This window comes from Haloglycomyces albus DSM 45210 (assembly GCF_000527155.1).
In the GTDB taxonomy this organism is placed as follows: Bacteria; Actinomycetota; Actinomycetes; order Mycobacteriales; family Micromonosporaceae; genus Haloglycomyces; species Haloglycomyces albus.
The window spans coordinates 2915802-2935930 of record NZ_AZUQ01000001.1 but is presented as its reverse complement, the minus strand read 5'-3'; the positions used below and the strand labels follow the sequence as shown (position 1 = coordinate 2935930).

Annotated in this window: 18 protein-coding genes and 1 pseudogene; 6 read left to right on the top strand and 13 right to left on the bottom strand. The window is 61.3% G+C overall.

From position 1 onward, the window contains the following. Positions 1 to 6 precede the first annotated feature (6 nt). The 5 genes from HALAL_RS0113595 to kdd all read right to left on the bottom strand — a co-directional run bounded on the left by HALAL_RS0113595 (position 7) and on the right by kdd (position 5159). Positions 7 to 1335, bottom strand: a complete 1329-nt coding sequence (locus HALAL_RS0113595) for a glutamate mutase L (RefSeq protein ID WP_029767983.1) — start codon at positions 1333 to 1335, stop codon at positions 7 to 9. Then, positions 1332 to 1712, bottom strand: coding sequence for a 3-aminobutyryl-CoA ammonia lyase (gene kal / locus HALAL_RS0113590; protein WP_029767982.1), 381 nt, complete (start codon positions 1710 to 1712; stop codon positions 1332 to 1334). Before kal ends, HALAL_RS0113595 begins: the two co-directional genes overlap by 4 nt. Positions 1713 to 1789: 77 nt before the next feature. Then, entirely contained in the window at positions 1790 to 2530 is a 741-nt protein-coding gene (gene kamE, locus HALAL_RS0113585; RefSeq protein ID WP_025274521.1) for a lysine 5,6-aminomutase subunit beta, read from the bottom strand. Then, positions 2527 to 4107 (bottom strand): lysine 5,6-aminomutase subunit alpha, encoded by a 1581-nt coding sequence (gene kamD, locus HALAL_RS0113580; RefSeq protein ID WP_025274520.1) that lies wholly within the window; start codon positions 4105 to 4107, stop codon positions 2527 to 2529. Before kamD ends, kamE begins: the two co-directional genes overlap by 4 nt. Then, positions 4104 to 5159 carry an L-erythro-3,5-diaminohexanoate dehydrogenase gene (gene kdd, locus HALAL_RS0113575; RefSeq protein WP_029767981.1) on the bottom strand — a complete coding sequence of 352 codons (1056 nt, stop codon included), beginning with the start codon at positions 5157 to 5159 and terminating at the stop codon, positions 4104 to 4106. The genes kamD and kdd overlap by 4 nt, the downstream gene beginning before the upstream one ends. A gap of 150 nt (positions 5160 to 5309) precedes the next feature. On the opposite strand from kdd, the gene HALAL_RS0113570 reads away from it, so the two are divergent. Both HALAL_RS0113570 and HALAL_RS0113565 read left to right on the top strand, forming a co-directional pair. Next, positions 5310 to 6713: a KamA family radical SAM protein gene (locus HALAL_RS0113570; protein ID WP_025274518.1), complete on the top strand. Its 1404-nt coding sequence runs from the start codon at positions 5310 to 5312 to the stop codon at positions 6711 to 6713. Next, positions 6710 to 7540, top strand: a complete 831-nt coding sequence (locus tag HALAL_RS0113565; RefSeq protein ID WP_029767979.1) for a beta-keto acid cleavage family enzyme — start codon at positions 6710 to 6712, stop codon at positions 7538 to 7540. The genes HALAL_RS0113570 and HALAL_RS0113565 overlap by 4 nt, the downstream gene beginning before the upstream one ends. Positions 7541 to 7608: 68 nt before the next feature. On the opposite strand, the gene HALAL_RS0113560 is transcribed toward HALAL_RS0113565, so the two are convergent. Further along, positions 7609 to 8472 carry a spermidine synthase gene (locus HALAL_RS0113560; RefSeq protein WP_025274516.1) on the bottom strand — a complete coding sequence of 288 codons (864 nt, stop codon included), beginning with the start codon at positions 8470 to 8472 and terminating at the stop codon, positions 7609 to 7611. 61 nt (positions 8473 to 8533) lie between these two features. Here HALAL_RS0113560 and mutM point away from each other — a divergent pair, with 61 nt between their 5' ends. Then, positions 8534 to 9364, top strand: a complete 831-nt coding sequence (gene mutM / locus HALAL_RS0113555; RefSeq protein ID WP_029767978.1) for a bifunctional DNA-formamidopyrimidine glycosylase/DNA-(apurinic or apyrimidinic site) lyase — start codon at positions 8534 to 8536, stop codon at positions 9362 to 9364. Between the two features lie 105 nt (positions 9365 to 9469). On the opposite strand, the gene HALAL_RS0113550 is transcribed toward mutM, so the two are convergent. Continuing rightward, positions 9470 to 9997, bottom strand: a complete 528-nt coding sequence (locus HALAL_RS0113550) for a GNAT family N-acetyltransferase (protein ID WP_025274515.1) — start codon at positions 9995 to 9997, stop codon at positions 9470 to 9472. Between the two features lie 99 nt (positions 9998 to 10096). On the opposite strand from HALAL_RS0113550, the gene msrA reads away from it, so the two are divergent. After that, positions 10097 to 10657: a peptide-methionine (S)-S-oxide reductase MsrA gene (gene msrA / locus HALAL_RS0113545; RefSeq protein WP_025274514.1), complete on the top strand. Its 561-nt coding sequence runs from the start codon at positions 10097 to 10099 to the stop codon at positions 10655 to 10657. A 4-nt stretch (positions 10658 to 10661) separates the two neighbouring features. On the opposite strand, the gene HALAL_RS0113540 is transcribed toward msrA, so the two are convergent. Together HALAL_RS0113540 and HALAL_RS0113535 are read right to left on the bottom strand one after the other, a co-directional pair. Further along, positions 10662 to 11111, bottom strand: coding sequence for an MGMT family protein (locus HALAL_RS0113540; protein WP_025274513.1), 450 nt, complete (start codon positions 11109 to 11111; stop codon positions 10662 to 10664). A gap of 125 nt (positions 11112 to 11236) precedes the next feature. Beyond that, positions 11237 to 11848 (bottom strand): TPM domain-containing protein, encoded by a 612-nt coding sequence (locus HALAL_RS0113535; protein ID WP_025274512.1) that lies wholly within the window; start codon positions 11846 to 11848, stop codon positions 11237 to 11239. 222 nt (positions 11849 to 12070) lie between these two features. Between HALAL_RS0113535 and HALAL_RS19510 the strand changes: the two are divergent. Continuing rightward, positions 12071 to 12802, top strand: a pseudogene (locus HALAL_RS19510) (threonine/serine exporter family protein); the annotation flags it as partial. Positions 12803 to 13300: 498 nt separating this feature from the next. On the opposite strand, the gene HALAL_RS19505 reads toward HALAL_RS19510, so the two are convergent. The 4 genes from HALAL_RS19505 to HALAL_RS0113510 form a co-directional block, all read right to left on the bottom strand. After that, positions 13301 to 14179, bottom strand: a complete 879-nt coding sequence (locus HALAL_RS19505; protein ID WP_025274510.1) for a YihY/virulence factor BrkB family protein — start codon at positions 14177 to 14179, stop codon at positions 13301 to 13303. Positions 14180 to 14198: 19 nt separating this feature from the next. Further along, positions 14199 to 15131, bottom strand: coding sequence for a 4-hydroxy-3-methylbut-2-enyl diphosphate reductase (gene ispH / locus HALAL_RS18260; RefSeq protein ID WP_029767975.1), 933 nt, complete (start codon positions 15129 to 15131; stop codon positions 14199 to 14201). Further along, a complete protein-coding gene (locus HALAL_RS0113515) occupies positions 15132 to 16145 on the bottom strand; it encodes a polyprenyl synthetase family protein (protein WP_029767974.1) in 1014 nt (337 codons plus the stop codon). It lies immediately after the preceding gene. Positions 16146 to 16387: 242 nt separating this feature from the next. After that, on the bottom strand, positions 16388 to 17812 hold the full coding sequence (locus tag HALAL_RS0113510; protein ID WP_025274509.1) for a family 2B encapsulin nanocompartment shell protein: 1425 nt from the start codon (positions 17810 to 17812) through the stop codon (positions 16388 to 16390). A 479-nt stretch (positions 17813 to 18291) separates the two neighbouring features. Between HALAL_RS0113510 and aspS the strand changes: the two genes are divergently transcribed. Then, the gene (gene aspS / locus HALAL_RS0113505; RefSeq protein WP_025274508.1) at positions 18292 to 20067 is read left to right on the top strand and encodes an aspartate--tRNA ligase; all 1776 of its coding nucleotides are present in this window, start codon (positions 18292 to 18294) and stop codon (positions 20065 to 20067) included. Positions 20068 to 20129: the final 62 nt, after the last annotated feature.

Here is a 20129-nt window from a genome sequence, read left to right as displayed (position 1 = left end):
AGGCATTCACCCGACCACGATCTCAGTCAGCCGCTGCGCCAAGTGAGGTTTGTCCTTTCCCAACAGCCCTATGGCAAAAAGGAGGTAACCGGTGTCGACCCGAACCTCGGCGTCTCGCGGGGGTTGGATGCCTCCCGCGGTGTCACGAATGACTTCGGACCGCAACGTGTCGATCATCGTGCGCGGATGCGCACGGAAGAATCCCCCCGAAGCAATCAAGAGCCCGGTCGATTTGAGGTTTTTCGCTCCTCGGCGGGGTTGCTGTGGACCTCCGATCCGCTGACCACGCGCGTGCCGCCGGACGGCGATGCGAGCGGCCAAAGTACAGAGTCGTTGATCCAGTTCCGCTTCCTCTCCTGGAGAAGCGAGATATTCGGGGTGGGCGACGCGATGGTCGAGGTGCGGCTCCCACTGTCGATACCATTCCTCGGTGAGAAGCTTTTCGGAGACGGCGGCCTCGGCGATGCCCCGGGCGTTGTGGCGCAGACCGAGATCGCCCTCCACGGTGCGGCTGTTCCACGCCGTACCGGATACCTCGGCATTGACCTGGCTGATTTCGGGGTCCGGTCTGCGTGCCGAGTACACGTCGGTCGTCGCGCCTCCGACATCGACGACCACGATGTCGGTATCCACCTCCCGGGACATGAATTCGACTCCGGCCAACATCGCATCCGGGGTGGGCATGGCTATGGCGTGGAGTACCTCAGTGTGCGAGGTGAGGTGTTTACCGCCGATGACATGCTCCAGAAAAGCGTCGCGCAAGCGGGCGCGAGCCGGTTCCGGATTGAGTTCACCGATGCGGGGAAGCACGTTCTCACAGGAGGTGAATTCGAATCCGGACAGTACGTCGCGCACGTCTCCGGTGACCTCGCTATTTCCCGCGTAAATCACCGGAACGGTCAGCTCCGGATGGTCGCGCGCGGCCTGAGCCAATCGCCGGGCATGAGAAACGACCTGACCGCCATCGCCTCCGTCGGTTCCTCCGGCCAAGAGGATCAGGTCGGGTTGGGCGGCCGCCACTTCGGCCGCCGCCCAACCGTCTCCAGCACCCACGTGAACCACTTTCGCTCCGGCGGAAAGCCCTGACTGGTAGGCGGCACGAGCCGTCACCAGTGGCTCATTCCCTATTACCGCGAGGCGCAATCCTCCCCCCGCACTGGAACAGGCGTAAGCGGACTGGAGCGATACCCCTGAGGCCACCGCCGCCACTCCTTCGGCCACATCGGTGTCCAAAGTCGTGCGATGCGAGAGAAAGGAGGTCCGTCCTTCCGAGGTAACGTGTAGCGCCTTGGTGTAGGTCGAGCCAATGTCCAGGCACAGATGCGAACCCGTCACGGAACGACGACCACCCCGGTCGCTGTGGTCGCGACGATCGGCGGGTCGAGGACGGTGGCGGCCGACGTACTACCGGCCGAGTCGGAACGACAGACGATCCGCAGTTCGAAGTCGATGGTGCGCGAGCGTCGACCGGTACGGCTGATCGTCCCTACGGTCTCGACCATGTCGCCCGCTTGAATGGGGGCTTTGAACTGCACATCGCTGTAGGAGGCGAACAGTCCTTCGTCACCGTCGGTGTGGATGCAGATTTCGGTGGCCACGTCACCGAAGGCGGCAAGGGCCCAGGCCCCGTCGACGAGATTTCCGCCGTAGTGGGCTTCGGAATGGGGAATGTAGCGGCGATGGGCTATGGAGAATCCGTCGTGATTTGCCATGTTGTGGTACTTTCCTTGTCGGCGCGACCGGCTGGTTCCGGTCGCGGTACGGAGGTGAGCTGCTCGGCGTCGCCGGTTCAGTTCGCATTGGCCACCAGGGTGGCGACAATGTAGGAGGCTACTTCACTCGGAGTGGTGCGGCGGGAGAAGATCCGATCGACGCCCAGCTCCTCAGTGGAACTTTCATCGAAACGGGGACCGCCCGCAATGAGCAGCGGGCGTTTCTCGGGCGGAAGTGCCTCGCGGAAGGCGGCCGACATTTCTTTGGTGTTGGCCAAATGAGCATCACGTTGCGTGACGATCTGACTGACCAGGACGGCGTCGGCTTTCTCGGCGAGCGCTCGATTGACGAGGTCGGGGACGCTGATTTGCGCCCCCAGGTTGAACACGCGGAATTCGCGGTAGTATTCGAGTCCTTTTTCTCCGGCAATGCCTTTGATGTTGAGGATGGCGTCGATGCCGACGGTGTGGGCGTCGGTTCCGATACAGGCTCCCACGATGACCAGTTCACGTCCGAGCTTTTCCTTGATGAGGGCGTTGACCTCTTTCGGCCCCAGGAGGGGGAAGTCGCGTTCCACCACTTCGACTTCGTCGAGATTGACGAGGTGGTTGACGGCCCCGTACACGACGAAGAAGGTGTGTGTCTCCCCCATCTGTTTGGCGTGTACCAGCATCGGGGCGGAGATACCCATTTTTCCCGCCAGTTGCAGGGCCGCGCCTTCGGCTTTCTTATCGTGGGGTATCGGCAGGGTGAACGATGTCTGCACCATTCCGTCGCCGGTGGTATCCCCGTAAGGTCGTATGATCGATCCGCTCATTTGCGCTCCTCATGTGGCTGGGTCGGGAGCTGTTCCAGATAGTCGGTGGCCGGATTGAAGTAATCGTCGGAGCGCTTGGAGACGCCGTCCAGACCCCGGCCGCCTTCGGGCGGGCGTTTCATGATTCCGAAGGTCCCGTCGGCGATCGCGTTGAGCAGTCCGTCGGAGTCGATGGCTTCGAGTAGTTTGACCGATTCGCCGAGCACGTCGTTGGCGCGATTGGCGATGAACCCGTCACGTGGTGGATGGAAATCCTCCGTCAGTCCGCCGCAGGCGTTGAGCACGTAACGTACGTTCTGCAGCGCGATGTCCCGGTCGGAGATCCATGGGGTCACGACCGCTTCGGTCATCATCCCGACCAGGAGGATCGACTGTCCGGTCATGGCTCCGGCCAGATTGAAGAATCCGTCGAGGAGGTTGCCTTTGAAGACGTCTCCGGTCATGTGTTTGGTGGGCGGCATCCATTTGAGGGGAGCGTCGGGGAAAAGGTTGCGCGCTAGGAGAGCGTGGGCCAGTTCCAGGCGGAAGGATTCGGGTACGTCGGGATTGATTTCGAAGGCGTGCCCGAGTCCCAGAAGCTCGTTGGGGAGTCCGGCTTCGTGTGCGAAGTGTTCGTTCAACAACTGTGAGACGGTGACGGTATGAGCCGATTCCACCGCGTCGGCGGTGGTGAGGTAATTGTCCTCGCCGGTGTTGATGACGATGCCGCCGAGGGCGTGGATCTGGCGGCTGAAACGCTGGTCCACAAAGGTTCGAATGGGGTTGATGTCGCGGAACAGAATGCCGTACATGCAATCGTTGAGCATCATGTCGAGGCGGTTGAGACCGGCGAGGGCCGCCATTTCCGGCATGCAGAGCCCGGACGCGTAGTTGCACAGTCGGATATAGCGGCCGAGCTCGCGGGAGGTCTCGTCCAGGGCCTCTCGCATGAGGCGGAAGTTCTCTCCGGTCGCGTACGTTCCGGCGAAGCCTTCTCGGGTGGGACCTTCGGGGACGTAGTCCAGTAGGGACTGTCCGGTCGACCGAATCACGGCGATGATGTCGGCACCGGCGCGTGCCGCGGCTTGAGCTTGGGGAATGTCTTCATAGATGTCGCCGGTGGCGACAATGAGGTACACCCAGGGGCGCTGTGGCGGGTCGCCGATATCGCGAACCATCGTGTCGCGTTCTTCTTTTCGGCCCTTGACCTGGTGCAAACCGGCCTCTACCTGCTCGCGTGCCAGATTTCGAGCGTGGGTACGGTCGGTTCCGCTCACCGGGGTGAATTCGACGGCTCCGGCCGCGGCGGCTTGAGCGAGCTCGGTGAGCTCGGAATAGTCGTTTTTGCGCAGTTGATGGAAAATGGTTTCGCTGACACCGTCATGCAGTCCCACCTGCTCGGCCACGGTGTCGGTGAGCCGGTTGACCCATGGAATTCCTTCGGTGTCGGCTCCTTCCAGGCCGGCGAGACGTAGGGTCGCTCTTTCTACTGAAACGGTGGTATGGGTGTGTGCCATGTCCACGATGGGGGTGGCGGCGGAAGCGGCGAGTTGTCGGGCGCGCTCTACCAGTTCGGGGTTCAACGGCAGTTCGGTCACGACTGTTCTCCTTGGGCGAGTTGAAAGAAATAACGACGCAATGACGTGTCGTCACGTAGCAGGCTTAGGGTGTAGTCGGCATGTCCGGGCCGGTAGCCGTTGCCTATGATCATCTCGACGTCGGCCGCGAGCCCTTCGGCACCGAGGGCGGCGCCGGAAAACGAGGTGGCCATGGAAAAGAAGATGATCGTGCCGCCCGCGTTGGTCGACAGAATGGCCCCGTGTTCGCTGCCGGGCACGTCGACGCATACGACGGTGATGTCGGCACCGCCGTGTTCGGCCACGGCCTGACTGACCGCGATGGGATCGGTCGCATCCGCAACGATGACGTGGTCGGCAAGGGTCGCAGACTCGGCGGCTTTGCGCTCCTTGTGGTCGTAAACCACCGCTAGGGTCTGCGAACTTCCCGCTTTCCGCGCGGCCGCCAGTGCGAGGCTGCCCGATTTGCCGGCCCCTCCGATGACGGCGACGGTCGGTGGGCGCTCCTTTTCGTCACGGAAGCGCGTGACTATGTCGCGGGTCAGAGCCGGAGCTCCGCATACGTCGAAGGCCGACAAGGCCACGTTTTCGGGGAAGTCGTCCGGTAGAGCGGCGGCGATGGTGCGTTCGAAGAGTACGGCGTGGCCGTCGGTGGGTATCTGCTCGCTGAGGCCGTCCCATTGTTCCAGGCCGTCATAGATTTCCAGCGGGGTGAGACTCAGCGACACCAAGGTGGCGATTTTTTGTCCGACGGAGAGATCAAGGGACCAATCGGGCCCGACTTCTTCGACCGTTCCAATCAACATTCCGCCCGAACCAGTCACGGGATTGTGCATTTTTCCGCGTTTTTGAATGATTTCAAGCACGTTTGCGCGAATGGCTTCAGAATCTCCATTGTGTTCTGAATGCAACTGTCGGTACGAAGCAGCATCTAGATTGAGCTTTTCGACCCGAATTCGAGCCTCGTTGTCATATATCTCACCTTCAGAATTGACGGTTTCCGCTGCTTGTGGCAAGACTCCGTCCGGCGCGACAACTCGATGCAAACCTACTGGTGAGGCGATCGGCACCATCGGCGACCTCAATTTCTAACTCGATATTGCGAGACTTTTTCCCAGGATGCGGGACCTAGCGGACAACTGTAACGGAAGGTTATCCTACTCACAAGACGATTCTGGTCACAAATCCTGGCCAGTTGGCTCACAAATTACGGAGGACCGACCGTGACAGACATCCCGACCGCCGGCCACCAAGCCACCGCGATCGAACAGCCGTACCAGTACCGACGCCGTGAATTGGTGGAACCCGACTGGCGTCGCTTCCCCGGCTGGGAAGACGTGACTGAAGAACAGTGGGCCTCTGCCCAATGGCAGCGCTCGCACTGTGTCAAAAACCCCAAACAGCTCAAAGAAGTGCTTGGGGATCGGGTGTCAGAACGGTTCTATGAGGACATTGCCGACGACATGGAGCACAACGCTACGATGTCGATGCTCCTGCCACCCCAAATGCTCAATACGATGATTCCCTCCGCCACCGACGCACAACCGGGCTCATGGACGGACGCGTTTTACGCCGATCCGATTCGCCGGTACATGCTGCCGGTCTCCAGCGACCGACTCCCCGGCTGGTCGTCTCACCCGCTGTCGGCACGCGACTCGCTGCACGAACACGACATGTGGGTCGCCGAAGGCCTCACTCACCGCTATCCGACGAAGGTTCTGGCCGAACTGCTGTCCACCTGTCCGCAGTACTGTGGACACTGCACTCGAATGGATCTCGTCGGAAATTCGACGCCGCAGGTGGCCAAACTGCGACTCGCCGGAAAACCCGTCAGTCGCCAAGAGGCCATCCTCAACTATCTCCGGGAACACAATGAAGTGAGGGACGTCGTGGTCTCCGGGGGCGATGTGGCGAATATGCCGTGGCGTCGCCTGGAAGAATTCATCGAAAGCCTGTTGGACATCGACACGATCCGCGATATTCGCCTGGCTTCCAAGGCCCTGATGGGGCTCCCGCAGCACTGGTTGCAGTCCGAAGTCGTCGACGGGATGTCCCGGGTCGCCAAGCGCGCTCAAGATCAAGGCGTCAACCTGGCCATCCACACCCACGTCAATCACGTGAACTCGGTGACGCCGGCGGTTGCCGAGGCGACTAACGCGATGCTTGACGCCGGGGTCCGCGATGTTCGCAACCAGGGCGTTCTCATGCGTGGAGTCAACGACACCCCGGCCGACCTTCTGGACATGTGTTTCGCGCTTCAAGGGGAGGCGTCGATCCTGCCGTACTACTTCTACATGTGCGACATGATCCCCGGTAGCGAGCACTGGCGTCTACCCGTCCATAAAGCACAGTTCCTACAGGAATCGATCATGGGTTACCTCCCGGGATACGCCACTCCCCGTTTGATCTGTGACGTGCCCTTCGTCGGAAAACGCTGGGTGCACCAACTCGCCGACTACGACCGGGAAAAGGGCATCTCCTACTGGACGAAGAACTACCGCACGTCGATTGAAGCCGACGATCCGGAAGCTCTACAGCGGCATTACCCGTACTTCGACCCGATCGATACACTCCCCGAATCCGGGCGGCAATGGTGGATCGACAACCCGGAAGGACCCGCACAATGAGCCAGGGATTCATCACTGTGGCTCCCACCGGGGCCGAGGTCTCCAAATCGGACTGCCCGCCGCTTCCGGTAACCATTGATGAGCTGGTCGCCGCCGCGACCGACTGCCAGGCGGCGGGAGCGTCGATCATTCACGTTCACATCCGCGACGACGACGCCACATCGACTCTGGATCTACAGCGGTTGAAGGACACCGTATCGGCGCTCAGAGAGTCGTGCGACCTGGTGATTCAGCTGTCCACCGGCGGAGCCGTCACCGATGCGGAACCCGACCGTCTCGCCGTTTTGGAGGCCGAACCGGACATGGCCTCCTGCACGATGGGTTCGGTCAATTTCGGCGACGACGTGTTCTTCAACCGATGGGGCTTCGTACGCCGTCTGCACCAGGCCATGCAGGACCACGGCGTGGTTCCGGAGTACGAGATTTTCGACCTGGGGCATCTCTCCAATCTCGCTCGATTGCTGGAAAAGGACGGTCTGCCACACGGCGGTCACGTCCACGTGGACTTCGTGCTCGGAGTTCCCGGGGGTGCCTCCGGAGACCCCGCCACCGTGGCCGACATGACCGATGCGGTCAACCGATACCTGCCGGAGGGAACCACCTTCTCGGCCACCGGAATCGGTCGAACCACCATGCCGGTCATGCTTTCGTCGGTGGCCGCCGGTGGCCACTTGCGGGTGGGTTTGGAAGACACGACGTCGTACCGCCGAGGAGAAAGGGCCGAATCAAACGCCCAGCTGGTACGGCGGGCCGCCGACGTGCTGCGGATAGCGGGCCGCGAGGTGGCCACTCCAGCCGACACCCGTCGGCTCCTGTCCATTGCATAGCCTAGCCGGCTGAGACCTAGGCGGGTCCGTGGAGCATTCTGGCCGTCTCCACGGACCCGATTCGGTCCCTAGTGCCGTGGAGCGAAGGACGACTCGGGCGGAGGTGGAGAATCGCGCGGGTCGTCGTCGCGGAGCGGTCGCGCCCCACCGAGGAAATTCTCCAGTTCGCCACCGGCCAGCAATTGGCAGGGGAAAGCCTCACGCGCCAAGCGACGCCGTATCGATTGCACTGGAATGTCACCGTCACTGCCAATGACGACCGCATTGCCGAAACGCCGTCCCCGCAGGATGGCCGACTCTGAAATCAGCGCCACACGGGTAAATTGAGCCACGACGCCTGCCACGGCTCGGCGCAAATAGTTCAGCCCACCCCCGTCGCAGTAATTCGCCAGGAAGAAACCAGCGGGACGTAGTACCCGTTTGAACTCGCCGATCGCGGACTCTGTGGTGAGGTGACCGGGTATCCGGGCCCGATCGTACACATCGCTGATGATGAGGTCATAACATGCCGCAGGTGCCTTCTCCGCTTGCTCACGCGCGTCTCCCCTGCGGATTTTCACCCGTACTCCTTTAGGCAGGGGAGCTTCACGTCGCACCAGTTCGATCAGCTCATCGCTCGGTTCGACCGCCTGCTGATACGAACGCGGCCGCGTGGCGGCGAGGTAGCGAGCCAAGGTCAACGCTCCCGCGCCCAGATGGAAAGCGCGGAGAGGGAGTCCGGACGGGGCCATCTCATCGATGACGTATCCCATGCGCCGCATATAGTCGGCGTCCAGTTCCGTTGGATCGTCGATATTGAGCGTCGCCTGCACCACGCCGTCCATGACCAGTCGACGTACATGTGGGCGATCGGATTCCGAAGTGAATTCCACACCCATATTCTTTCCCATTCGCTCCCACGGCACGACATACCCGTACTCGGTGCGACTCATCTCGCCCTCGTTCGCCGGCCTCGGTGTTCGTGTTCACCCCAAATAGAGCTATAGTGTCAACGTGCCTGAACTTCCGGAAGTAGAGACCGTTCGCCAGGGCGTCGCCAGAGCGTTCGTCGGGGCCGAATTCGCCCAAGTGACCGTCCACCACCCCCGGGCCGTGCGCAAACAGGCCGAAGGGGCGGACTACTTCAGTGAGGTATTGAAGGGCGCTTCCATCACCGGAACCGGACGACGTGGAAAGTACCTCTGGTTGCATCTCGACAACGACCAAGCCCTCATCTGTCATCTCGGCATGAGTGGGCAGCTTCACGTGGTGACCCGGCCGCGCTCTCCACATCGACATCTGCGCATTCGAATGAGTTTCCGAGACGAACGCCAGCTGTGGTTCGTCGATCAACGGACTTTTGGAGGAATGGAACTGTCCGAAACCAGCGATGGATTGCCGGATCGAGTCAGCCACATCGCCCCCGACGTTTTCGATCCCGCCTATAGCGCGTCACAGGCGATTGAACGTCTGCGCGCGAAAAACAGCGATGTCAAACGCGTCCTCCTCGATCAGTCCTGGGTGAGCGGGATCGGTAACATCTATGCCGACGAAGCCTTGTGGCGCAGTGGTGTCAGTCCGACCCGGCAAGGCCGTGACATCAACTCCACCAAGGCAAAGGAACTACTCCGCCACACCACCGACGTTCTCTCCGAAGCCATCGCCGTAGGGGGAACGTCGTTCGACGAGCTGTACGTCAACGTCAACGGCGAGTCCGGTTATTTTGAACGCTCGCTGTCCGCCTATGGACGCGAAGGGTTGCCGTGCAAACGATGTGACACCCGAATGCGCAAAAAGGTCATCGGCGGACGCGCTAGCCACTATTGCCCGGGATGCCAACGTTGACCTCCTATATGACCGCGATTCGCGGTTTCCCGTGGCGTCCGATTTAATACCCGCTACAGAATAACGGAACGGCAATTACTCATGGTCCTCGGCAGTGGAATCTGACTACTCTCGAGTGGCGGCCGGACGATCCACCGCGAAGGCAAAGTGCGACATTTCAATGCCACGATAATGTTTCACGAAACGTCCTCGCACCGTCATTCCCAAACGTATCGCGACGTTCATCGACCCAAGGTTGGTATCGCGCACCTGGGCGTACACCCGGTCGGCCCTGAGGTCGTCGAAAGCATAGTCACGGCACGCCATTGCCGCCTCGACGGCGTAACCCCGCTTCCAGAATGCGCGGTTGAACAGGTAGCCCACTTCTATGACGTCCTTATCGAGAATATGCTGCCTGGTGAGCCCGCACTGCCCAATCATTTCATCGGATCCTCGCCGATTGACGGCCCAGAGTCCAAACCCGTCGTTGCGGTAGCGTTCGAGCATACGTGCGAACCAATTCCGCACCATGGCCTCATCGAACGGGCCTGCATACGCCGTCATCGTCTCGGCGTCCTGAAGTATCGCTCGCAGCCGCGGAAGATCGCTCTCGGTCATTTCACGAAGCCGGAGGCGTGGGGTCTCAATGAGCATGTCCTATTTTACCAACGCGATACGGACTGATTCCTGGACGGAACCCGTGGCCTGATCTTTCGAACCGACCGACTCCGCGGCCCGCGTTAGAGTGGGGATATGACAATTGAGCACGCGGTATTGCACACCCCCATCGACGGACCGGTTCCCGAAGGGAAAGAAGTCGCCTATTTCGGCATGGGATGTTTCTGGGGCGCCGAACGGATGTTGTGGAGCACCGACGGAGTATGGACGACGGCCGTCGGATACATGGGTGGCGACCGGAAAAATCCCACGTACGGTGAGGTCTGCAGTGGAACGACAGGACACGCCGAGGCGGTCAAGGTCGTGTACGATCCCTCGATCGTCTCGTACGCGGAGCTCCTGCGCCTCTTCTGGGAGAATCATGATCCCACCCAAGGTCACCGCCAAGGAAACGACGTCGGATCGCAGTATCGATCGGTTATCTTCACGACCACCGACGAGCAACAGCAGCAAGCGACCTCCAGCAGGGAGGCCTTCCAGCCTACGGTCACCGAGGCCGGCTACGGTCCCATCACCACCTATATCGACACGGCCGGTGATTTTTGGCTCGCGGAGGACTACCACCAGCAATACCTCCACAAAAACCCACTGGGCTACGACGCCTGCGGAAGCGGTATCTGCACGATCCAATGGTGATCGTTCACGAACCGCACGCCGGCCCGCAACCGGCCGGGCGGAATCGGGCCGAGCCGCTGACAAGGCCGTAGACGGGCTGCCCTCGTCCCCTTTTACGCTCACATAAGTACGGGACGTAGTCTCGCATGAGCTCGATGAGGTCGTCGGCGTCAAGCCGACGGTGAGGGTCGGCCCGACCGGAGCGATCAAAGTGAATCCCCTCTTCACTCAAGACCTCACGTGCGGTCTTATGTTCGGGATGATTCCAGTGGAACCCGTCGGAAACGCGCCCGTTCGAGCGCAGCACGCGGTAGGCGTTGCGGGTGCCTTCGGTACTGAGATATCGAGCGACCTGACGTGGCCCACGCCCCACGGCTCGCCCTAGTTCCCCGTACGCCGTCCACGTCGCCGCGGGAAGATTGTCCAGGATGTGATCGATGCGGTCCTGCCATTCCAATTCCGGCGGTGTCGGCACCTGAAACCCCTTTACGAACGTCGCTTCAACTCAGTGGCGAAATCGCCTACCCGAGTTTATCGGGCCCGTCGCAGTGTGGCTCGACCTCCTCGGCCGCAAGCGATCGTCACACGACTCACGCCGGTTCACTTCTCGCCGCGACGGGTTTTCCATCGGTATATTCCAACCGTTCCGGCGATCACGACGGCCAGAGCCGACGCCAGGGCGATAATCCGATACGTCGTTCGGGCGTCGGGTTTGGCGGAGGGAATCGTTTCACCGGCGGCGGCCGCCTCACAACCGTTCGCCGCGCCCAACGCGGCTTGAGCCCACCGGTCCCGCGCGAGTTCCGGTTCGACGGCTTTCTTGGCGACCTCTTCCAACTGCTTGTCGCTCAGAGGAAAGCTTTTCTCAACACTCCAGGTATAACGGTGGTCCTCCGTGGCAATGACCAGAAGCAGATCTCGGCTTCCCAGATCCGAACGACGCGCGGTCGTGTGGGCCCAGGTATCGGGACCACGGTCTCCAAAGGTGTCGATGAAAACGACATAGATTCCGATATTCTGTTCCACATCGATCCGATCGATGGCGTTCTGCAATTCGTCCCGACGATCTCCCAGGACCTCCACGCGATCGACGATGTTCTCGCCTTCGAGGGTGATCGGGCCGGTGGCGTGAGCCGGAGCGGAGAACACCGATACCGCGATCAGGACGGCAGCGGCAATGACAAATTCGATCCCGCGCCTCCGACCTTGCATGACAATCACCCGACACATTGAGTCTGATGTTCGACATTTTATAGAAGAAGACCGCTCCACCTTGGCTTTTACGATATATTCTCCAATTCCACGGTGACGAGCCGATCACAGTAATCAACTGTGCGTCAGACCGGTGCCGTCACACGCTGGTATCCGGCCACGGGAACCTGAGATGTCCGCCATTTGCGGGAGTAATCTAAGGAAAGACCTGTTCTCGTTCGCGTGGGGAGGTGGGCGGTGAATCCCGAGGTCATTCGGCTGCTGCGTCACATCGGAGCCGCATTGTTGGCGGCCGGTGCCCCCACCAATCGGGTGACGGCTCAACTTCAACGCATCGCCCACGCCTACGGGCTTCTCCGAGTTCGCTTCGTAGCCTTCCCCACCTCGATATTCATCCGTCATACCGACGACTCCACAACAATCGACTTTGCCATCACGGGTGGTACTCACTTGCGTGTCGACCAGATCGGTAAGGTCACCACCTTCGTCGATCGACTGGAAGAGCGGCCACGCGATCCGGCCGCCGCCACCGAAGAGCTCTCCAGTCTGCTCACCCAGCGTCCCCGTTTCCCCGCGTGGGTCGCCATTCTCGGCGGCGCACTTCTCGCGCTGGGACTGGGAATGACACGTAGCCCCGCCGTCACCGCACTGCCGCTTCTAGCGGTACTGGGCGGTCTGACCACCGGCCTGCAACTCGCCGCCTCACGGATTCGTCTCCTAGGCATGCTGCTTCCGATCGCCTGTGCCGCGACGGTGGCCTTCATCGCGTACTCGGTTCCCGACGTCATGACCGGTGGCGAGCCCGACAAGGTCACATTCGCGGCCCTGGTGGTCCTGCTACCGGGTACAGCGCTGACCGTCGGTCTGATGGAGCTGTCCTCCGGTGCGACGGTATCGGGGGCCTCCCGGCTCCTCCTGGCGGGCGCCACGCTGTTGCTGTTGACCTTCGGCATCGCCGGAGGCGTCGCCGCCTCGCTCCACCTCGACCACGATCCGATCGGATGGGTGCCCGGTTCGTGGTTGGGCTGGGTCGGGCTCGTAGTCATGGCCGGCGGATCGTATCTATACGCCTCCGCACCTCGGGGCACGGCCCTCGGTCTACTCGCCGTTTTCGTGGTGGCCTATGGCGTGGTCAGCCTGACCGACCTGTTGTCCAACGTCGTCGTGGCCGCGTTCGTCGGAGGATTCATCATCGTTCCCCTGACCTACTATGTCCACCGTCGTTGGCGCGGCCCACCGGCCCAAATCGCTTTTATGGTGGTGTTCTGGCTTATCGGCCCGGGAACCGAGGTGGTCATCGCCGCTACGGCCCTCTTCGCCGAAGTGGAGCCGACCGACTCGGCACGCTCGGCCCTGGCCGTTCTCGTAGCGGTGATGCTGGGCATTCTCACTGGATCGCAAATCATACCCACTGCCACCGAACGCCTTCGTCGCATGTTCGTGGGAACCGAATTAGCCTTCCTCTTCAGCGCCGCCGTTCGCAGGAGCGGATTCGCCGCGGGTGACACCGTATTGAAAGCCCAAGAGCAAAACCGTATTGAGCAACCAGAGCCAGACGAGAAATATGATGACGCCGGCCAGCGAACCGTACGTGGCATCGTAATCGGCGACCGAGGACACATACATTCCGAAGGCCGCCGAGGCGGCGACCGCCAGCACCATACCGAGCAAGGCTCCGGGAATCAGTTCCCGCGCCGCAAGGTTCCGACTCGGAGCGTATCGATACAGCACAACGGTAATGGTAATGATGACCGCCGCGAGAACCAGCCAACGCAACCAACCCCACAGAGCTGCGGTCGCATCGGGCTGCCCCCACAGTCCCCCGACAGTGGAGGCGACGGAACTACCCGACGTGACCGTGATGACGCCCACGATCGCCAGAAGTCCGCACCCTGCGGTCAATCCGAGGCGGACAAGAAGCGTCTTCCACCAGGCGCGACCCGTATCGGTACCGGTCACCAAATCTCCGGCTCGACCGAAGGCCGCGATGTAATTGCCCGCCGCCCACAACGACGTCAACGTACCCAGCAATGCCACCGCACCTGCGGCCTGGCGGTTCGATTGCAGATTTCCCACGACCTTATCCAGGAGGGACAGTACCGATTCGGGGAGCACGTCATTGAAATTCGCCAGGAAACGTCCGGTGGCACCGGGGTCGAGCATACCGATGACCGATACTCCCACTATAAGAGCCGGGAACAGCGAAAGTACCGAATAGTAGGTCAACCCCGCGGCATTATCGGTCCGGTTCCGCGAAAAGAAAGTGGTCACGGCCCGCCCTATCGACGTTCGACCGATCGCTCGTACCGCCGATGCCAATCGAGAGGTCATCGTGCCCACCGTCCTCTCTCTATGAACGCACTTTCAGAGGCAGCTGAAACTGCACGTTCTCTCGCGCGTGAACCCGTTCCTCCACTTGGACCGGACCCAATTCACTCAAGTGTTCCACCACCTCGTCTACGAGCGTAGGCGGGGACGAAGCTCCGGCCGTGATCGCCACCGTCGCCCCCTCGTCCAGCCATTCGTCGCGGATGTCCGAGGAATCGGCGATCAGGTGCGCCGGAGTGTTGTTGCGGGCGGCCAGTTCCCACAGTCGGGTCGTGTTCGAGGAATACCGCGACCCGAGGATCAACGCCACGTCCGCCTCGTCGACGACCGCGTCCAGTGCATTCTGTCGATTGGTGGTCGCATAACAGATATCGTCGCCCGAGGGCGGAACGATATGTGGGAAGCGTGCTTCCAGCTCCGCAATGATGTCGGCTGACTCCGTCTGCGACAGCGTGGTCTGACAGGCATAGGCCAACGGGCGGTCGGGGACGTCGAGTCGTCTGACATCAGCTACTGTCTCGACCAGAGTAATGTGTTCGGGATCGATCCCGACGACACCGTTTGATTCGTCATGCCCTTGGTGCCCAATGAGAATGACGTGGCGTCCGTCTTTAAGCGCACGATGCACTCCGGCATGCACCTTCGACACCAGAGGACAGGTGGCATCGACGGTGTCGAGACGGCGTTCCTTGGCCTCCTCGTGCAATGCAGGTGCCACCCCATGAGCGGAGAACACCAGGCGGGCGTCCGAAGGAACCTCGGTCAAATCGTGTACGAATACCACTCCCCGCTGCGACAAATCTTCCACAATGTGAAGGTTGTGCACGATGTGGTTGTAGACGTATATCGGTGGGCCGTGCTGTTCCAAGAGCCGCTCGACGATAGCGATGGCACGCTCGACTCCGGCACAGAATGACCGTGGGGAGGCCAAGAGGAGGGTACGTGGTTGAACCATTTAGGACTCCCGATTGATCAGGTCGGTGGCTACGGTGTGCAATTGCGCCTTGATGGTTTCTTCCAGCGGCAGGTCTTCCAGGGCGTCGCATGCCGCGCGGTGGTGGACGCGAGCCGATTCGCGACTCGCGTCCCGGCCGCCGCACTCCTCCACCAGCCGAGCCATGTCCGCCAGCGACGCGTCGTCGGTAGCCGTATCTCGGTAGTAATAGTCCCGAAGGAGAGTCGCTTCGGCCCGCGACGATTCCAGCGCCGCCACAATGGGCAGGGATTTCTTGCGATTGGCCAGGTCGGAATAGGTGGATTTACCGGTTTTAGCGGGGTCACCCCAAATTCCCAACAGGTCGTCGACGTGCTGGAACAACAGGCCTAGATGATACCCGAAGGCTCCGGCACGCTGCCCGACCTCATGGTCGTCACTCGCGCTCAACGCCCCCAGCAAGGTCGCCGTTTCCAGAAGAGACGCGGTTTTGTCGGTGGCCATCACGGTGCATTCGTTGAGCTCGACCCGCGAGCGACGCTCAAAATGAACGTCGCTCATCTGCCCGCGGATCAGGCGATTGACGGTGTTTCCCAGAAGCGCCGTGGCCGTGGGTAGGCGATCGACCTCCATTCCCCCCAGTACCTCGAAGGCCAGGGCATGGAGCGAATCCCCGACCAGAATGGCCGCGGGACGCCCGAAAGCGGCCCAGGCGGTCCGGCGCGCCCGCCGGTATTCGTCCTCATCGATCACATCGTCGTGTAGCAGCGAAAAATTGTGAATCAACTCCACCGCCACCGCTGCCGGCAGCACTTGTTCGGAATCGGCCCCCAGACCTCGGCCGATCAACAGTGTGAGGAGCGGTCTGAGGCGTTTACCTTGCCGTCCTTCGACGGGAGTACCGTCTTGGTCGGTCCATCCGAAATGGTAAGTGGCGACGTCTCGCACTTTCTCGGGCAGAGCCGCGAGATTTTTTCGGAGCGCGGAGTCGATTGCGTTGCGTTCGTCGTCAAACTGGCCGTCGAAGAGAGTCATGGGATACCGTCCCATCCGTGTACTTATACATCGAAATTATATTTCTCAAGGCCGCATTGCGATGGCCCTGATCCGTTGTGCGACGGAATCGATTCCGAATCCTCCAGTGCCGCACCACCCGGGCGTCCACCGCTGAGTGAGCGGACACCGAGTTCTTCTCGTAGCGGAACCGGCCTGTCTCCTCAGCGGATTCGACAGGCCGGTTCCCAGTCGTCATCGGAGTCGGTGACACCGACAACCGATTAGCGACCGATTTCGACGTTCTCCAGCACCCCGAGGGCGTCGGGAACCAAAATCGAGGTGGAGAAGTACGCGCTGACCAGGTACTGCATAATGGCCTTCTCGTCGATACCCATGAAACGCACCGAAAGGCTCGGCTCGTATTCATCGGGAAGCCCGGTCTGGTGCAGGCCCACCACGCCCTGGTTCTTTTCGCCGGTCCGCATACACAGGAACGAGGTCGTCCGAGTATCGGAGATCGGAATCTTGTTGCAGGGCAGGATCGGAATTCCACGCCAGGCCGGCATGTGGTGCCCGGCGTAGTTGATCGTGTCCGGGTAGAGTCCACGCTTATTGCACTCACGACCGAAGGCGGCGATGGCCCTGGGGTGCCCCAGGATGTACTCCGGATTGCGGCGTCGGCTGATGAGCTCGTCCATGTCGTCGGGCGTGGGAGGTCCGGTACGGCTGGGGATGCGCTGTCCCAGATCCGCATTGTTCAGCAAACCGAAGGACGGGTTGTTGATCATTTCGTCTTCCTGACGTTCCCGCAACGCCTCCACGGTCAATCGGAGCTGCTGCTCCATTTGATTCATCGGGCTGTTGTACAGGTCGGCAACCCTACTGTGAACGCGCAGAACCGTCTGAGCCACCGACAATTCGTACTCCCGAGGCTCCAGGTCGTAATCCACAAAGGTCTGTGGAAGCACCGGCTCCCCGTCGTGTCCGGCGGAAATATCGATGAGGGCCTCACCGTATTTGTTACCGGTCTGCTGCATGCGCTCACGGTACAGATCAATGTGCCGACTCAGCGCTTCACTGTTGTCGGCAAGAGAGCGGAAACGCTCCATCGGCATGGACAGAATAATCGCGGGTGTGGCGGCCACGGCGTCGTAATCCCAGACGGCATCCGTGTCCAGCATCCCCTCGTCACCGAAGTGATCCCCATCGGTGAACAGCCCGAGGGAGGCCTCTTCTCCGTACGGTCCGGGCCCGAATTTCTCAATGCGTCCGTGCGCGACCAGGATGACCTTGTCTTTGGGCTGATCCCGGCGTACCAGCGCCTCTCCCGCGGGCACTTCCCGCTGTTCAAAGCGACCGGCCAGTTCCGATAGAACCTCCTCGTCGTCGAATTGACGAAGCAGGGCGATTTCCCCCAGCTCTTGAGGAATGACGCGAACATCGGAACCCTCTTTAATGAACTCCACCCGGCCGTCGCCGACGGTGTAGGTCAAACGGCGGTTGACGCGGTACGTTCCACCGGTTGTCTCGACCCATGGCAGGACCCGCAGCAACCACCGTGAGGTGATCTCCTGCATTTGCGGCGCACTCTTGGTGGTCGTGGCCAGATTACGGGCCGCTGCGGTTCCCAGAGCCGTCGGTGGTTCCGATCCGTTCGAGCTCTGTTGCGGCGGGGTGAAATCCGATTGCGTCGGAGCGTCTGTCATTCAAGTCTCCCGAGAGATTGGTTTCGGAGTTTCGAGTCCGCCACATGTGGCAGCGGCGCACCCGAAACAGGACATAACGCGACACATCCTAGAAGCGCGTCAACGGCAATCGTGGGATTCCGCGCGTGTCGCCAATCGCGTCGCAAACACACCAGATTCCCGCGCCGCTGCCCAGAGCCTTCGAGCGCCCGTTCCATACGCCCGTGGGTCGTATGGCACATGACACTATGGCACTTCGCGCACGTGACCGTGCCGACCGCGCGCCAAGGGCATGGCAATATAGGCTGGACAGGTGGAGTCGCTTGATCAAGAATGGACGGAATACAGCGTCCTCGCCCATTCCACGTTCCCAACGGCACCACTGTATGTGGTTCTGACACCGGCCTATCCCGGGCCGAACGCGGAACCCGGACTCCCGAGGCAGGGTCTCCCCCGGCCTCACGTACACCGAGCACGATCACGACAACAGGAGCATAGCTGTGTATCGCACACACCGCGCCGGCACCTTGCGTGCCGAACACGCCGACCAAGAAGTCACCCTCGCCGGATGGGTGGCCCGTCGCCGCGACCACGGTGGAGTGGAGTTCGTCGATCTGCGCGATTCGTCCGGGGTCGTTCAAATCGTTTTCCGCGACTCCGAAGCGGCCGAAGCGGCCCAAAAATTGCGTAATGAGTACTGCATTCAAATAACCGGTACCGTTGCCATCCGACCCGACGGCAATGAAAACCCCGAGATACCAACCGGCTCCATCGAAGTCAGCGTGGCCGACCTGACCGTCCTCAGTGTGGCCGAACCACTGCCCTTCCAAATCGACGATCATATCGACGTCAGCGAAGAAGTGCGGCTGCACTACCGTTACCTCGATCTACGTCGTTCCGGACCATCGCGGGCTCTGCGCACACGTTCCCAGGCGACCAAGATCGCTCGCGATATTCTCGCCGAAGAGGACTTCCTCGAGGTCGAAACTCCAACCCTGACTCGGTCCACCCCGGAGGGCGCGCGCGACTTCCTCGTTCCAGTGCGTCTCCAACCGGGAAGTTGGTACGCCCTGCCTCAATCGCCACAGCTGTTCAAACAGCTCCTCATGGTGGGCGGTTTCGAACGCTATTACCAGATTGCACGCTGCTATCGTGACGAGGACTTCCGCGCCGATCGGCAGCCCGAGTTCACTCAATTGGACATCGAAGCGGCCTTCGTCTCGCAGGAAGACATCATCTCCATCGGTGAGAAAATTGTCGCCGGTCTCTGGAAGGAGCTGGCCGACTACGACATCCCCACCCCGATTCCGCATCTCACCTGGCACGAGGCAATGAACCGCTTCGGTTCCGACAAGCCGGATCTGCGTTTCGGCCAGGAACTCACCGAGCTGACCGACTATCTACGCGGAACGGAGTTCCGCGTCTTCGCCGGGGCCATCGACATGGGCGGATACGTCGGTGCGGTCGTCATGCCCGGCGGAGCCGAACAAACCCGTAAAGAACTGGACGGTTGGCAGGACTGGGCCAAGGCGCGTGGTGCCAAGGGTCTCGCCTACGTCACGCTTAACGCCGAAACCGGGGAGCCGAAGGGACCGGTTGCCAAAAACCTGTCCGAGGAGCACCTGAACGGGCTGGCCGAAGCCACCGGGGCAAAACCGGGCGATGCCGTCTTCTTCGCCGCCTCACCCGATCGGCGTGAGGCCCAGGAGCTTCTCGGTGCCGCCCGTCTCGAAATCGGTCGCCGCCGCGACCTCATCGATCTAGAGGCCTGGGCATTCTGCTGGATCGTCGACGCGCCCATGTTCGAGCCGACCGACGACGGAGGTTGGAGCGCCGTCCACCACCCGTTCACCTCGCCCAACCCCGACTGGGTGGAGAAATTCGAGCAAGACCCGGGCTCGGCTTTGACCTACGGATACGACATCGTATGCAACGGCAACGAAATCGGCGGCGGCTCGATCCGTATTCACGACGGCCGTCTACAGTCCCGCGTGTTCGACGTTCTCGGTATCACTCCGGAGGAAGCCCATGAGAAGTTCGGCTTTCTCTTGGAGGCGTTCAAATTCGGGCCGCCACCTCACGGAGGCATCGCCTTCGGCTGGGACCGCGTCTGCTCGCTGCTCACCGGCTCCGACTCCATTCGCGAAGTCATCGCCTTCCCGAAGACGGGCGGCGGCCACGACCCTTTGACCGGGGCTCCCACACCGATCACCGCCGAGCAGCGCTCCGAAGCGGGTATCGACTACGAACCTGAAGAGGACGACACCGAGGGTTAACGAAGAAATACCGGCGTGGAACCGAACTCCTCCGGTGCCACGCCCTTCCGTGACGGCTGTGG